The sequence below is a fragment of the Rhodococcus sp. UYP9 genome (genome assembly GCF_040547235.1).
Taxonomy (GTDB): Bacteria; Actinomycetota; Actinomycetes; order Mycobacteriales; family Mycobacteriaceae; genus Rhodococcoides.
The window spans coordinates 669878-684667 of record NZ_JBEPPH010000002.1 but is presented as its reverse complement, the minus strand read 5'-3'; the positions used below and the strand labels follow the sequence as shown (position 1 = coordinate 684667).

Below are 14790 nucleotides of genomic sequence, written 5' to 3'. Positions count from 1 at the left end.
GGCGGGAGTAGAGCCTGCGGAACGACCCAGTTGGGCGGGAGTAGAGCCTGCGGAACGACCCAGTTGGGCGGGAGTAGAGCCTGCGGAACGACCCAGTTGGGCGGGAGTAGAGCCTGCGGAACGACCCATAGATGCGGGAGTAGAGCCTGCGGGACTGGGGGTTCAGGGTGCGAATTCTCCGGTTTTGAGGAAGTTTTCGAGGACCGATGTCGGGCCGGTCAGGTCCATTCCTTGCTCGGCGACCCAGCTGTCGTCGAAGTAGGTGTCGGCGTAGCGTTCTCCGCCGTCGCACAGCACTGTCACGACGCTGCCGTGGTTGCCGGCGGAGATCATGTCGGAGATGAGCCCGAAGGCACCCCACATGTTGGTTCCGGTCGATCCGCCGACGCGCTTCCCGAGAACTGTGGATGTGTGTCTGGTGGCGGCGACGGATGCTGCGTCGGGCACGGCGATCATGCGATCGATGACCTGTCCGACGAAGGATGGTTCGATTCGTGTACGTCCGATTCCTTCGATCCGAGATGGTTTGTCGGTCTCGTAGTCGGCGCTTCCGCTTTCGTACCCTCCGATGAAGGCGGAGTTCTCCGGGTCCACGACGGCCAATCGTGTGGCGTGCCGTCGGTATCGGATGTAGCGGCCGATGGTGGCGCTGGTGCCGCCGGTTCCTGCTCCTACGACGACCCAGGTGGGTATGGGTGACTCTTCGCGGGTGAGTTGGTCGAAGATGGATTCGGCGATGTTGTTGTTTCCGCGCCAGTCGGTTGCGCGTTCGGCGTGGGTGAACTGGTCCATGTAGTGCGTGTCGGGTTCGGCGGTGAGTCGGTGCGCTTCGGTGTACATCGCGGCAGGGTCGTCGACGAAGTGACATTTTCCGCCGTGGGTTTCGATGAGCGCAATTTTGGCGGGGCTGGTGCTGCGCGGCATGACGGCGACGAAGCGCAGGCCGAGTAGGCGCGCGAAGTATGCCTCACTGACTGCTGTCGATCCGGAGGATGCTTCGACGACGGTGGTGTTCTCGGTAACCCAACCGTTGCAGATCGAGTAGAGGAACAGTGAGCGCGCGAGCCGGTGCTTGAGGCTTCCGGTGATGTGCGTGGACTCGTCTTTGAGGTAGAGCTGGACGTTCCAGGCGGCCGGCAGTGGGTAGCGCAGCAGATGGGTGTCGGCGCTACGTTGGGCGTCGGCGTCGATCAGCCGGACTGCGTTGTCGACCCATTCACGCGACGCCGAGTGATCGACGATGCGGGTCATCAACGGCCGTCTTCTCCGCGGAGCTTCGATTGCAGATCTGCACGCGCTTGCCTGCGTCCCTCGTCCACTCCGGCGATCGACACGTTGACCCGTATGCGAAGTGACTTGAACAGCAGCAGCGACAGCGGCAGGGCGATCAGCACTCCGAACACCGCGGCGACGAGTATGGGCACCTCGACGCCGAAGATGAGACCGATTCCGAAGATGGCGGCGGCGATGACGATGACGAGCAACAAGCGTGCTCCGGTGTAAAGAGCTATGTCACGGAACAGCTGACCCTTTGTTGCGGTGGGCGCGGGGGGCGTGTTGCTTTCGGTCACGACCCCAGGCTACCGCTCGGAACAACCCTTCTCGATGCCGCCTGACTTATCCGATTTGTCCATTACCTCCCCTTTACCAACTTTAGGTCAGTCGAGTACCTAGGGGTCTGGATGTAACCATGGGTCTCGTACACCACGCGTGCTCGACCGATCGGACGAGAACGCAGGTCCTCGCGGGCGGGTCCCGATTCGGGATTCACACCTCACGAGGGCGGGTCTTGCTTCACCGAGGACCCCGTAGGGGTGAAGACACACCAGCAGTACCGGACACATCAGCGATCGATCAAACGCGATTCAGCACGCAGGAGGACACGAGAAGATGAGCGCACCAACTCTGCACAAGGCTCAGGATTCACTGCTCACACCGGGGCAGGTAGCGGCGCTCTTTCATGTCGATCCGAAGACTGTGACCCGATGGGCACACGCAGGACGGCTCGGATCACTTCGGACACCCGGCGGCCACCGTCGTTTCCGTGAGTCCGAGGTCATGGCTTTGCTGACCTCGCTGACCACCGAGGCCGGACACAGGTAGCTCGCCGCTCACACAGAAGAGTCGATTCTCAGGAAACTGCGAGCCGCGTGGGGTGCACATCGCATCCCCACGCGGCTACCCTCTTATGAGGAGGTGCGACATGATCTATCTTTTGGCGATGATCGGCTTGGTAGCAGTGATCGTCTTGTTCTGGAAGGCGTTCGGTCCGACGATGCAGGAACCCGCAGGCAAGGTGATCGGGCCTGACGACGACCCAGAATTCCTGTGGAAGATGAATCGCGATACTCGACGCTCGGGCACCGATGGTCAGGATTCGGGAAAACAAGATCAACCAGAGTAACGAGCGAGACGGGTGAACCGTCCTCGCGCCTCTGTCTGCAGCCCGCTCCTCAGGAGCGGGCTGTTCTTGTCCGATCTTCCGTGCGCGCGGCGTCCGGCCGAGTGCTGGGGAAGTCTGCGGCTACGGCAGCAGCCAATTCCAACAGAGCGAACCGAGTCTTGGGTTTGAGTCGACCGAGGTCGATCTCCGCTCCCTCTTCCAGGTGCGGGTCGAAGGGCACGAGCACGACTTGCCTGCAGCGTTGCGCAAAGTGCTCGACCACCTTTGCCAGATCGACTTTCCCCGCTCGCGGCCGCACGGCATTGACGACGGCTACCGAGGATCGAACGAGATCTCGGTAGCCGTGTGCGTCGAGCCAATCGAGGGTGGCCGACGCACTCCGAGCCCCGTCGACCGAGCTGGAACTGACCACAACCAGTGAATCGGAGCCGGACAGGATGCTGTCCATGGCGGAGTGCATCAAACCGGTACCGCAATCGGTCAGGACGATGCTGTAGAACTTTTCGAGCAGATCGACGGCGCGATCGTAGTCGCTGCCGCTGAATGCTTCCGACACAGCAGGGTCGGAGTCCGACGCAAGCACCTCGAGCCTGAACTCGTTCTGCGAGGTGTATCCGCGTACGTCGCTGTAGCGATCCAAACTGTCGATGTCGCGCAGCATGTTTCGCACTGTCGCCGGCGTTTCGATGGGTACTTTCTGACTCAGCGTCCCTCGATCGGGATTGGCGTCGACAGCTATGACGCGGTCGCCTCTGATGTTCGCGAACATGGATCCGAGAGTCGCCGTAGTCGTGGTCTTTCCGACGCCTCCCTTGAGGCTGAGCACCGACACTCGGTAGCAGCCGACCAGTTGGCGGTCGACCTGTCGAACGAGGCGCAACTGTTTTTCGTCCCGCGGACTGTTGCCCAGGTTCACCCGCTTGCCCGACGCGGAATACAGCCACCGGCGCCAACCCGATAGTGGCGCGGGGCTGACCTGTTTCACCAGCAACGCATTGGTCAGATCGAGTGCGGACGAAGCGATTACCGGCGCAGGTAGCGAAGTCTGCGGCGAAGTGCGTGGATGCTGATCCTCGGTCGGCATCGGTACCGGCGTCGACCGGAAGCCAGGGTCGGGTGCAGTTTCGACCAGGGCCTCAGGTGGGTCGAGCAGGGCCTCGGGTGCAGCGTCGGCTGGCGGCTCGGCGATCGTGACAACAGGAGTCTCGGCATCGTGCACCGCTGCAGCCACGGGTTCAGGTTCAGGCTCACGGGATGGAGCCTCCACCGGCGCGACGACCGAGGCCGTGACGCCCAGTGGTGTGACTTCTGGCGGTGTGACTTCTGGAGCGGTGACTGCCGGAGGCATGTCTTCTGCAGGGGTGACTGTTGAAGCCGTGACTTCTGGAGGTGTAGTGATCGACGAAGGCCGGTCCTCGTCCGGCTCTTCCGGCCGCACCGCCTGCCACGAACTCATTTGCCAATCGGCCATGAACTTGTCCCCCCACCGTTACCGAGACAGGTGACGCGCTCCCCAGCACGCCACCTTCGGTCCTGCCAATAATTTCAGGCGGACGTTACCAGCTAGTTCAGACCGGCATAGGAGTGCAGACCGGAGACCACCATGTTGATGATGAAGAGGTTGAACAACATGGTGACGAAACCACCGACGTTGATCCAGGCTGCGCGGGTGTTCCGCCAACCGGACGTTGCACGAGCATGCAGGTACGCGGCGTAGATGACCCAGGTGATGAAGGACATCGTTTCCTTGGGATCCCAGCCCCAGAAGCGGCCCCACGCTGCTTCTGCCCAGATTGCACCGAGGATGACGCCTGCACCGAACAGTGGGAACGCGATGATCGTCGTCTTGTACGCGAGCCGGTCGAGCGATTGAGCGTCGGGCAGCTTGGCGGCGAATCTGCCGAGCGCGGTGCTCTTCTCCTCGCCGGCGGGCTGCTTGATGCGCAGCAGAAACAGCAGGCTCGCGACGCCGGAGACGAGCAGAATTCCACTGCCGACGCTGACGATGGTGACGTGGATCGGCAGCCAGTAGGAGCGCAGTGCAGGCACGACGGGTGCGGCGTCGGCGTAGAGCTTCGTGGCGGCGAGGAACATCAGAATGATGATCGGCGCCAGGACGAAGACGAGCATCGGGCGCATCGCTCGCTTACGCAGCAACACGATCGAGGTCAGGGTCGCAGCGGCGGTGGCCATGGTGACGAACTCGTACATGTTGCCCAGCGGGAACCGGTGCGTTGCGAACCCGCGCAGGACGACCGCTGCGACATGCAGCACGAGTGCGAGGATCAGCAGCGCGTATCCCATACCGGCCAGACGCTCGGACAGCGGACGCTTCGGCGCGTCGGCAATGCGCCCCGGGCCGGTGGCTGTCGCGATCGGCGCACCGGAGCCGACAAGTTCCTTGGTGTGGACGGCCGAGGCCTTCACCGAGGCGTACTGCGCAATGAGCAGGATGAATGCGAGTACGTAGATCGTGAATGAGGACTCGAAAGACCAGTCGCTGTACTGCGAGAGCGTCTCGTTAATCGGCATCGGTCAGTTCTCCTGGTCGTTCTTCGTGTTCACAGAGTTTGCGTCCACAGTTTTCACGTCGGCAATCAGACGCTCGCAGAGGTTGTCGAACTCCTCACCCCACCCGGCCTGATCGGTACGAGCCAACCCGCCAAGTTCTACTACAGTACGTCGTGGGTCAGCATCCGCAAGGAGTCGGACCCACACTCGGCGCCTCTTGATCACCAGCGAGACCAGCAGTCCGCTCATCATCGTCAGCGCGAAAACGAGCACCCAGGTCTGCGCCGGATCGTGCGACACCTGCAGATTCACGAACTCTTCGGCACCGTCGAATCGGACCGTCGTGCCGTCGGACAGCGTCGACGCCTCACCTGGCTTCAGGTTGATTCGGTCCTGCTTGACGAGCCTGCCTTGGTTGATCATCTCCTGGTTCAGCGTGAACAGTGACTGCGGAAGTCCGGTATCGAGTCCGGTGTCACCCTTGTAGATGTCGATGGCGACGGCGGGGTCGGTCATCGCCGGGAAGCTGGAGGAGAGCAGCTTGTCGTGGAAGAACGCAGTCGGTGCGAACAGGCCCTCGATCGCGATCTGGTTCTTGCGACGGTCCTCTGCGTCGGGGTAGAGCCCTCCCGGTGGGTCGATGCGCATCACGCCGCTGGAGAGGAAGGTCGTGGCGTCGGTCGGTTGCCACTGGATGGTCTCGGTGCGGGTTTCGCCGTTCGGGAAGGTCACCGTGAATGTCGGTGCGTATCCGTGGCCTTGCAGGTAGACACGGTCCCCTGCCACCCGTAGCGGATGGTTGACCTGCAGGACATCGGACTTCCAGACATTGTTCGCGAGGTCGTCCCCTGCCTGGTACTCGATGTTGGACGTGAACTGCTCGGCCTGACCGTTCTCCAGGTAGTCGGCCTTGAAATCCTCGACCCGGACGCACAGTGGTTCGAGTCCGGTGCCGTCGACGAGGTTGCCTGCGCGGAAACTGTCGTAAATTGCCGGTGAGGTGCTACAGATCCCTGGCCCGTCGTTGGCGATGACCACGACGTTGCCTTCGTATCCGAACAGCTTGCCCAGCGCGATGGCGGCAAGGAGCAGGACGAGCGAGATATGGAAGACGAGGTTGCCGAACTCTCGGAGGTACCCCTTCTCCGCAGACAGCGTCACCTCCCCGTTGCTTTCACGCTTCTCCACGCGCCAGCCGCGCAATTGTGCCTGCACGATTGCTGCAGTGTCCTCGGGTGATCCGTCGGCGACGTACCGACGATGGTGCGGTAGCCGCGACAGGTTCCGGGGAGCCCGAACAGGTCTGGTACGCAAAGCTTTTCCGTGCTCTATGCAGCGCGGAAGAATGCAGCCGATGAGAGAGACGAACAGCAGCACGTAGATGGCGGTGAACCAGAAGCTGCTGAAGACGTCGAACAGTTCCAGCTTGTCCATCAGCGGGCCGAGCGTCGGGCGGGCGGCGATGTACTCGTCGACCTTGCCGGCGTTGAGGCTGCGTTGGGGAACCAATGCACCGGGAATCGCCGCGAAGGCCAGCAGGAAGAGCAGGACGAGCGCCGTCCGCATGCTCGTCAGGCCACGCCAGGTGTTGCGGGCGCCTGCGAGGACGCGTCGCGGCGGGGATTGGCGCCGGGGCGCCTGCTCCGGCCGGGTGTCGAGATCGGTCATATCGGCAACACCACGTCCGATACGAAAGCGTCACGGACCCAACCGACGAACACGTCCCACGCGCCGGTCACGAGGGCAATTCCTACTGCTATCAACATGATTCCGCCGAATACCTGTATCTGTCGTGAATGGGTACGAAGCCAGCCGACTCCGCGAAGTGCGCTGACCGATCCAAAGGCGAGAATGACGAACGGCAATCCGAGTCCGAGGCAGTACGCGACGATGAGTATTACTCCGCGTGCCGCCGTCGCCCCTTCGGTTCCCGCGGCGAGCGAGATGACGCCCGCGAGGGTCGGTCCGAGGCACGGGGTCCATCCCAATGCGAACACGCCACCGAGCAGTGGTGCGCCGACGAGACTGCCGACTCGGCGCGGCTCGAATCGGACGTCGCGCTGCAGGGCAGGCACCAGTCCGACGAACACCAACCCCATTGCGATGGTGACGACGCCACCTATTCGCATCAGCAGTTCGCGATTGACTGCCAGTACCGAGATCGCGCCGAAGACCGTGGCCGTCGCCAGTACGAACACCACGGTGAAGCCGAGCACGAAGAGCCCTGCCGCACCGGCGACTCGCATGCGAGTCCGAGTCCGTACCTTCGTCGTCGCAGCTTCCGTCGCGGTCACCGCCGGTGCGTCGGCCCCGACTACCCCCGCGAGATACGACAGATATCCGGGAACCAGCGGAACCACGCACGGCGACGCGAACGAGACGAGACCGGCGAGCACGCACACGCCGAAGGCGAGGACGAGTGGACCCGTCGACGCCGTCGTCTGAAACGTCTCGCCGATGCCCGCCAAGTGGACCGTGTTACTCACTGTTGCTCGGGCCCCTCGCCCGCGACCCGTTCGACGACGGGTTGCAGGTCCTCGGCGAGCAGTTCACGTAGGAAGACTGCTGCGACGCGGTGTTTCTTGTCGAGCACGATCGTGGTGGGAACCACCGAAGTCGGTATGCCGCCGAGAGCGGTGAGGGTGCGCATCGGGGGGTCGTAGATCGACGGGTAGGTCACGTTGTTGTCGATGACGAAGTCCTGTGCCTTGTCCTGGGCGTTGTCGCGGACGTTGATACCGAGGAACTGGACGCCGAGATCCTTGGTGTTCTCGTAGACCTCTTCGAGGTCGTCGGCCTCACCGCGGCACGGTCCGCACCACTGCCCCCAGACATTGATCACGACGGCCTTACCTTCGTAATCGGACAACGACGTCGTGTCGCCTTCGGTCATCAGGTCGGGCCCGGACAACGTGCCGACCGTTCCGCGCTCGGACGGCGGATCGTAGAAGATCTCGGTTTGGCCACCCGGCGAGACGAAGTCGAAGGTACCGCCGGTGGCAACCGCGTCGGTGCCGGTAGCGCAGGCGCCGAGCAGTGCCACCACGGAGATGCCGGCAGAGGCGGCAGTGAGAAATCTACGCACCGGTGATCCTGGGATCGCTGGCACCGCCGGGCTCGGAGTAGACGATGTCCACGAGGGTGTCGCCCTCGTAGACGAGAGAGGTGAGCGAAGCGAGACCGCACTGACGGTGCCGCGGGTCGTGCCAGAGTCGTTCTCCCTGCAGGAATCGCCGCAGTGTCCACACCGGCAACTGATGGCTGACGACGACGGCTTCGTGGCCCACCGCGGCGACACGTGCAGCTCCGACCGCGGCGAGCATGCGGTGCGCGATCTGTAGGTACGGCTCGCCCCACGACGGGGTGAACGGGTTACGTAGCTTCCACCAGTGGCGCGGACGGCTCAGAGCGCCGTCGCCGACTGCGACGCGAAGGCCCTCGAAGTCGTTTCCCGCTTCGATGAGGTTCTCGTCCTCCGCCACCGTGAGCCCGTGCGCCGCCGCGATCGGTGTCGCAGTTTCCTGCGCGCGTTGGAGCGGCGATGCGACGACGAGCGCTATGTCGTGTCCGGCAAGAGCATTGGCGACGGCAGTGGCTTGGGCCTGGCCCGTGACCGACAGCCGGAATCCGGGGAGGCGTCCGTACAGGATGCCCTTCGGATTGTGCACTTCACCGTGACGCAGGACATGGACGATTGTCCTGCTGGCCTGGTGCGGATGCGTGGTGTCGTTCGTGGTGGGCGCGTCGGTCACTTGGAGGTTCCAGCTTCTGCTTGGGCTGCTGCACGAGCGGCGGCGGGTAGAGCGTCGGCGATGATCGAGAAGGCTGTGTCGTCCAGGGCTGCGGAGACGAACCAGGCTTCGAATGCGCTCGGCGGCGGATAGACGCCGCGGGAGAGCAGGCCGTGGAAGAAGGCCGGGTAACGCCAGGTCTCGGCTGCCTTGGCACCTGCATAATCGGTGACCGGTCCGTCGGAGAAGAACACGCTCACCATAGTGCCCGCGAACTGCACATGATGACGAACGCCTGCCGCGGTGAGGGCATCGCCGAGGAGTCCGCCGAGCTGCTTGGAGTTGTTCTCGAGCTTTTCGTAGACCGCCGCATCGGCCAGTCGCAGGCTGGCCAGTCCGGCTGCGACGGCAACCGGGTTACCGGACAAGGTGCCCGCTTGGTAGACCGGACCGGCTGGGGCGAGGTAGGCCATGATGTCGGCGCGACCACCGAATGCAGCTGCGGGGAGCCCGCCGCTCATGACCTTGCCGAAGGTGTAGAGATCGCCTGCGACGCCGTCGATGCCGTACCAACCGGCGGCGCTGACACGGAATCCCGTCATCACTTCGTCCATGATCAGCAGTGCACCGTTGTCGGTGGCGATGCGACGTAGACCCTCGTTGAAGCCGGTGACCGGCGGGACTGCGCCCATGTTGCCTGCGGCAGCCTCGGTGATAATGCAGGCGAACTCGCCTGGATTCTCCGCGAACGCGGTCTCGACGGCAGCGAGGTCGTTGTACGGAACCACGATCGTGTCGGCGGCCTGCGCACCCGTCACGCCTGGCGACGTCGGCAGCCCGAGTGTCGCGAGACCCGAGCCTGCATCGGCGAGCAACGCATCGACATGTCCGTGATAGCAGCCGGAGAACTTGAGGATCTTGGTGCGTCCGGTGAAACCGCGCGCGAGGCGGACCGCGCTCATCGTGGCCTCTGTGCCGGAATTCACAAGGCGAATCTGCTCCACCGGACCCACACGGCCGATGATTTCCTCCGCGAGCTCGATTTCCCGCTCGGTCGGCGCGCCGAACGACAGGCCCGTCGCTGCTGCCTTCTGGACCGCTTCGACCACGACCGGATGGGCGTGTCCGTGGATCATCGGACCCCACGAGGAGATCAGGTCGACGTAGGACTTTCCGTCGGCGTCGATCATCGTGTATCCGCTGGCCTCGGCGATGAACCGTGGGGTTCCACCTACCGATTGAAAGGCCCGAACCGGGGAGTTCACTCCACCAGGAATCACCGCGCTCGCGCGCTCGAAGAGTCGGGCCGAAACAGGGGCATCGTCGCCGGTCGGAACAGTCACGAACTCCAGTGTCCCAGGTTTACCCGTTTCGCCAACTACAGGGCGTAATAATTCACCGATCGCCACCGAGTTCGGCTCGATACGCCTGAAGTCTGTCGGCGAGCAGAATGGGCTGCGACAGTGCCGCCAAGTGCCCACCGGGCATCTCGTCGAGGTCCATCCCGAGCCGTTCGGCTACGACTCTTCGCTGAAACTCGATCGGGAAGAAACGGTCCTCCGCACCCTGCAGGAAACGCGTCGGGACATCGGGCCACTGCGTCGACGGGTACGGAAGGACGAACGGGCCGTCGGATTGTTCGGGAGCACCACGCCGCATGGCCTCGGCAGTGACCTCAGGGGGAACGTCGTGAAAGAAGACGTCGGTAACGAGATCCTCGGTATCGATCGAACGGCCCTCACGCTGTGCCTGTTCGGCTCGCGCCTGCGCCGACCCCGTCGCCTCCCACCACTCGCCCGGTGACTCTCCGGGCTTCGGCGTCATCGCATTGAGCAGGACGATCATCGAGACTTCTGTTCTCTGCGCGACGAGGGGTGCGGTGAAGCCGCCCAGCGATTGCGCAACGAGAACATCGGTACCGACGCCACCCATCGCAGCAAGGACTGCATCGGTGTACTCGACCAGACCGGCGTCCGGGTCGCCGGCCGGCAGGGTGACCGCGACGACATCGTAGCCTCGTCGTACCAGCTCCGCTTCCAACAAATGCCAGTACCAGCCGTCGCCGCCCGCACCTGGAATCAAGACGAAATCGTGCATCGACTTCTCCTGCCGTTTGCGGAAATATTTTAATGGCCGGCCGGCTGCGGGATGTAGCAACGACAAAACCCGCCCGCCGAAGTTCCGCTCCCAATAGGAGAACAGACTTCGGCGGGCGGGCAGTAGAGAGCTACAGCTGAAACCTACGGTGCGCGGTGCTCGCCACCACGCGGGTCGTTCGGCAGGTGCTCGTCACCACGAACAACCTTGTCACCACGAACAGCACTGTCACCACGGGCAGCACTGTCACCACGGGCAGCACTGTCCTCGTTGCCTACGACGCCGTCCGGACGCACGTTGCCGTCGCGAACTCCCTCGTCATGGATCGCACCCTCATGGCGGCCGGTTTCGTGATGGGCGGTTTCGTGGTGGCCGGTGTGTGTGGCATTCGGGGCGACCATCTTCTCCGCGGATGCCTTGTCGACACTGCCCGACTTGCTGGTGCCGGTCTTGGTGTTCACGTCGGGATCGATCTTGTTGGCGCGGGCGAACTCCGCATCCAATTCGTCGCGCGAGGTTGCAGCATCACCCTGGTGGGTTTCGGCCTGCAACGACAGACGGCGAGCTTCGGCCGCCTTGGCCTCGGCATCGGCCTGCGAGCGGCGCGCTTTCGCGGCGCTCTCGTCGGCTATCGCCTGGCGCTCCTCGACCTGCACGGACTTTTCGGCAGCCTTCTCACGAATACGTTCGGCTTCCACGCGTCGGCCGGATTTTTGCTTCCTGGCAAGCGCCAGTGCGATCGCAACGATGAGCAGTACTACTACAACAGCAATCACTATCCATACTGCAGTGTTCATTTCCAGCCCCCAACTGTAGGTGTGGCCCCTTGAGTACCCGACGCCGACGGCAATAAACGAAAAGTCCGGTTTTTCTCCCCGTTCTCCCCTTTCACCAGCGGCGCAGTGGTCGAAAATTGTGGGCGAATCTCGCGTCACCGAAACAGAATGTCTTCGATTCCGTCGAACCACGACGGCGCTGCAGCGGTGAATTCGGGTGAGCTCAGCTTGCCCGCGCCTTCCGGTAGGCGGCCCAGCAGTGCCGTCGACGTCACCTCGGGCAGTTCGTCGAGGTTCGAAGTGGCCGCTGCATCGGGCGTACTCGGCCACGACCCGATCACCAGGCCCGCGCACCACACGCCTGCGGTTTCGAGCGTAGAGACGGTGAGAGCGGAATGATTGAGCGTTCCCAACCCGGCACCGCAGACGACGAGGACCGGGGCGCCTACTCTGCGGGCGACGTCGACAAGGGTAAATCCGCCGAGTCCCAGTCGTACGAGCAGCCCACCTGCGCCCTCGACGAGCACCACGTCGGCGTCGAGGGCGCTCACGGCACCGCAGACGTCTTCGAGTCGAAGTAGCGGCATCGAGCTGCGACGAGCCGCGACGTCGGGTGCCAATGGTTCCGGGTAGCGGGCCAGTTCCAGTAGATTTTCGACCCCGGTGAGTCGAGAAATCTCTTCGAGGTCACCCGGCTCGCCGGGTGCGACCCCTGTCTGTGCGGGTTTACATACCGCAACAGAGCGTCCCGACGCTCGTACTGTCGCCGCGAGTGCCGCGGTGACGATGGTCTTGCCGACGTCGGTGGACGTTCCGGTGACGAAGAGAACGCTCACAGAAGTGACCGGTTCAGCACGGGTCGCAGGACTTCGCGAACAACGGTGAGGTCGTCCTCGGTCAGCGTGGCCCGTGCGGTGAGTCGCAACCGCGAGGTGCCCTCGGGGACGGACGGCGGGCGAAAGCAGCCGACGTGCACGCCTTGTCTGCGGGCGTACTGCGCGGCTTCGTAGGCTTCGATCGCATCCCCGAGCACGACCGACACGACGGCCGATTCCGGTTCCGCTACTCCGACGATGTCGGCCAAATCCTGCGCCCGCTCGCGCACTGCGACTGCGCGCGCAGGTTCGCGGACGAGTACCGAGAGAGCGGCTCGAGCTGCCGCGACGGCCGCCGGTGCGAGTGCAGTGTCGAAGATGAACGGCCTGGCGACGTCGACGAGGTGCTCCCGCACTGCGGGCGGGCCCAGAACCACCCCGCCCTGGGAGGCTAGGGCCTTCGACAGCGTCGCGGTGATGACCAGGTCCGGCTGGCCGTGCAGACCGAGTTCGTGCACCAACCCGCGTCCGCCAGCTCCCCGGACACCGAGTCCGTGTGCTTCGTCGACGATCATCAGAGCGGAGTACTTGCGGCAGAGTGCATGTAGTTCGGTCAGCGGCGCGAGATCGCCGTCGGCGCTGAACACCGAGTCGGTGACGAGGAGCGCTCGCTCTTCCTGCCTGGTCTGCAGCGTCCGCTCGACTGCGCCGAGGTCCGCTCGGTCGAATACCTCGATACGAGCGCGCGAGAGCCTGCAGGCATCGACGAGCGAAGCATGAGAGGCCGAGTCGGACATCACGAGTGCGCCACGACCCGAGAGCGCCGACACCACAGCAAGATTCGCGGTGTATCCCGAGGAGAACACCAATCCCGATTGCGCGCCGACGAAGGCTGCGAGTTCGGATTCGAGCTCACAGTGCAGCGTCGTCGTGCCGGTGACAAGTCTCGATCCGGTCGAACCGGTGCCCCAATCACGCACGGCAGCGCAGGATGCCTCGACAACTTCGGGGTGCCGAACCAGGCCGAGGTAGTCGTTCGACGCGAGATCGATGACCGAATCGCCTCGACGGCGTGCTGTCGGCGTGCGATGTAGCCCGAGCGTTCGGCGGGTGTTCGCCGCTTCGGTCAGCCAGTCGAGTGTCCTCACCCGAGAGACCATACTTGAACAGTGTTCAAGTTGCTGAGGCGATAGCCACCATTGCCTTCGCGATGCGCTCTACGTCCTGCTTCTCGCACACGTACGGCGGCATGGCATAGACCAGCCTGCCGAACGGACGAAGCCACACACCATGAGCCACAGCCGTATCCGTCGCGAGTTGCATGTCGACGGATTCTTGCATCTCGATCACCCCGATCCCGCCTCGCACCCGGACGTCCGCAACACCGGGTAGTGACTGGGCAGGCGCCAAACCCGAGCGCAGGCCCGATTCGAGTGCAGCGACCTCCGTACGCCAGTCTCTGGCGAGAAGTAACTCGACAGCAGCAACCGCGACCGCACACGCCAACGGATTCGCCATGAACGTCGGGCCGTGCATCAAGCCACCGGCCTCGCCTGCACTGATGACCTCCGCGACCTCCGAAGTGCACAGTGTGGCCGCCAGAGTCATGTACCCGCCGGTCAAAGCCTTTCCCACGCACATGACGTCCGGGGCAACGCCCGCGTGGTCGGCCGCGAAGAGTGCGCCGGTTCGACCGAAACCAGTGGCGATCTCGTCGAATACCAGCAAGACATCGTGGCCGTCGGCCATCCGACGCAACTCGGCGAGGTAGCGCGGATCGTGGAACCGCATCCCGCCCGCACCCTGCACTACCGGTTCGACGACGATCGCTGCGATTTCGCCTGCGTTGCTCGCGAGAATCTTTTCGAACAGTTCGACGTAGCCCGGATCGAATTCACTCGGCGGTACGGGAGCGAAGAGCTGGGCATTGAGCACATCGGTCCACAGTGTGTGCATCCCGCCGTCGGGATCACAAATGCTCATCGGCGCGAAAGTGTCGCCGTGATATCCGCCGCGCCAGGTCAACAATCTGCTCTTGCGGGGCAGACCGCGACTGCGCCAGAACTGAATACACATCTTGACCGCGACCTCGACCGAGACCGACCCGGAATCGGCGAAGAACACCTTGTCGAGGCCATCGGGGGTGATGGACACCAGAAGTTCTGCAAGCCGAGCGGCCGGCTGGTGGGTAAGTCCGCCGAACATGACGTGACTCATCTTGCCCAGCTGGTCGCGCACCGCCGCGTCGAGCACCGGATGGCGATATCCGTGCACGGCCGCCCACCACGAGCTCATGCCGTCGACCAGCTCGCGGCCGTCGCTCAGTCGCAACCGGACGCCGGCTGCACTCTCCACGACAAGTGGTGCGGTCGAGGCGGGAAAGCCGCCGTACGGGTGCCAGACGTGCGCGGCATCGGTTCGCAGAATCTGTGAGGTATCGATGCGCCGACACTAGA

Annotated in this window: 16 protein-coding genes; 2 read left to right on the top strand and 14 right to left on the bottom strand. The window is 63.7% G+C overall.

What is annotated here, in order from left to right; genetic code table 11:
* Positions 1-162: 162 nt before the first annotated feature.
* A complete protein-coding gene (cds1, locus tag ABIB36_RS09690) occupies positions 163-1251 on the bottom strand; it encodes an L-cysteine desulfhydrase Cds1 (RefSeq protein WP_084346178.1) in 1089 nt (362 codons plus the stop codon).
* Entirely contained in the window at positions 1251-1571 is a 321-nt protein-coding gene (locus tag ABIB36_RS09685) for a DUF4229 domain-containing protein (protein ID WP_084346179.1), read from the bottom strand. Before ABIB36_RS09685 ends, cds1 begins: the two co-directional genes overlap by 1 nt.
* A gap of 319 nt (positions 1572-1890) precedes the next feature.
* Between ABIB36_RS09685 and ABIB36_RS09680 the strand changes: the two genes are divergently transcribed.
* Positions 1891-2103, top strand: a complete 213-nt coding sequence (locus ABIB36_RS09680; RefSeq protein WP_084346180.1) for a BldC family transcriptional regulator — start codon at positions 1891-1893, stop codon at positions 2101-2103.
* A 100-nt stretch (positions 2104-2203) separates the two neighbouring features.
* Positions 2204-2404 (top strand): hypothetical protein, encoded by a 201-nt coding sequence (locus tag ABIB36_RS09675; protein ID WP_084346181.1) that lies wholly within the window; start codon positions 2204-2206, stop codon positions 2402-2404.
* A gap of 49 nt (positions 2405-2453) precedes the next feature.
* Here the strand turns inward: ABIB36_RS09675 and ABIB36_RS09670 are convergent, their stop codons facing one another.
* The 12 genes from ABIB36_RS09670 to ABIB36_RS09615 form a co-directional block, all read right to left on the bottom strand.
* On the bottom strand, positions 2454-3875 hold the full coding sequence (locus tag ABIB36_RS09670; protein ID WP_354563433.1) for a MinD/ParA family ATP-binding protein: 1422 nt from the start codon (positions 3873-3875) through the stop codon (positions 2454-2456).
* Positions 3876-3967: 92 nt separating this feature from the next.
* The gene (gene ccsB / locus ABIB36_RS09665; RefSeq protein WP_354563431.1) at positions 3968-4936 is read right to left on the bottom strand and encodes a c-type cytochrome biogenesis protein CcsB; all 969 of its coding nucleotides are present in this window, start codon (positions 4934-4936) and stop codon (positions 3968-3970) included.
* Between the two features lie 3 nt (positions 4937-4939).
* Positions 4940-6583 carry a cytochrome c biogenesis protein ResB gene (gene resB / locus ABIB36_RS09660; protein ID WP_084346183.1) on the bottom strand — a complete coding sequence of 548 codons (1644 nt, stop codon included), beginning with the start codon at positions 6581-6583 and terminating at the stop codon, positions 4940-4942.
* Complete coding sequence (locus tag ABIB36_RS09655) at positions 6580-7401, bottom strand: cytochrome c biogenesis CcdA family protein (RefSeq protein ID WP_084346184.1); 822 nt, start codon at positions 7399-7401, stop codon at positions 6580-6582. The genes resB and ABIB36_RS09655 overlap by 4 nt, the downstream gene beginning before the upstream one ends.
* The gene (locus tag ABIB36_RS09650; protein ID WP_269304863.1) at positions 7398-8000 is read right to left on the bottom strand and encodes a TlpA disulfide reductase family protein; all 603 of its coding nucleotides are present in this window, start codon (positions 7998-8000) and stop codon (positions 7398-7400) included. Before ABIB36_RS09650 ends, ABIB36_RS09655 begins: the two co-directional genes overlap by 4 nt.
* Positions 7993-8667, bottom strand: a complete 675-nt coding sequence (locus ABIB36_RS09645; RefSeq protein WP_354563426.1) for a histidine phosphatase family protein — start codon at positions 8665-8667, stop codon at positions 7993-7995. Before ABIB36_RS09645 ends, ABIB36_RS09650 begins: the two co-directional genes overlap by 8 nt.
* Positions 8664-9989, bottom strand: coding sequence for a glutamate-1-semialdehyde 2,1-aminomutase (gene hemL / locus ABIB36_RS09640; RefSeq protein WP_354563424.1), 1326 nt, complete (start codon positions 9987-9989; stop codon positions 8664-8666). The genes ABIB36_RS09645 and hemL overlap by 4 nt, the downstream gene beginning before the upstream one ends.
* Before the next feature lie 52 nt (positions 9990-10041).
* Positions 10042-10743 carry an alpha/beta fold hydrolase gene (locus ABIB36_RS09635; RefSeq protein ID WP_354563422.1) on the bottom strand — a complete coding sequence of 234 codons (702 nt, stop codon included), beginning with the start codon at positions 10741-10743 and terminating at the stop codon, positions 10042-10044.
* A gap of 143 nt (positions 10744-10886) precedes the next feature.
* Positions 10887-11540 (bottom strand): hypothetical protein, encoded by a 654-nt coding sequence (locus tag ABIB36_RS09630; protein WP_354563420.1) that lies wholly within the window; start codon positions 11538-11540, stop codon positions 10887-10889.
* 134 nt (positions 11541-11674) lie between these two features.
* Positions 11675-12355 (bottom strand): dethiobiotin synthase, encoded by a 681-nt coding sequence (gene bioD / locus ABIB36_RS09625; RefSeq protein WP_354563418.1) that lies wholly within the window; start codon positions 12353-12355, stop codon positions 11675-11677.
* Entirely contained in the window at positions 12352-13494 is a 1143-nt protein-coding gene (locus ABIB36_RS09620) for an 8-amino-7-oxononanoate synthase (protein ID WP_354563416.1), read from the bottom strand. Before ABIB36_RS09620 ends, bioD begins: the two co-directional genes overlap by 4 nt.
* A gap of 13 nt (positions 13495-13507) precedes the next feature.
* Positions 13508-14776 carry an adenosylmethionine--8-amino-7-oxononanoate transaminase gene (locus ABIB36_RS09615; RefSeq protein ID WP_354563445.1) on the bottom strand — a complete coding sequence of 423 codons (1269 nt, stop codon included), beginning with the start codon at positions 14774-14776 and terminating at the stop codon, positions 13508-13510.
* Positions 14777-14790 lie beyond the last annotated feature (14 nt).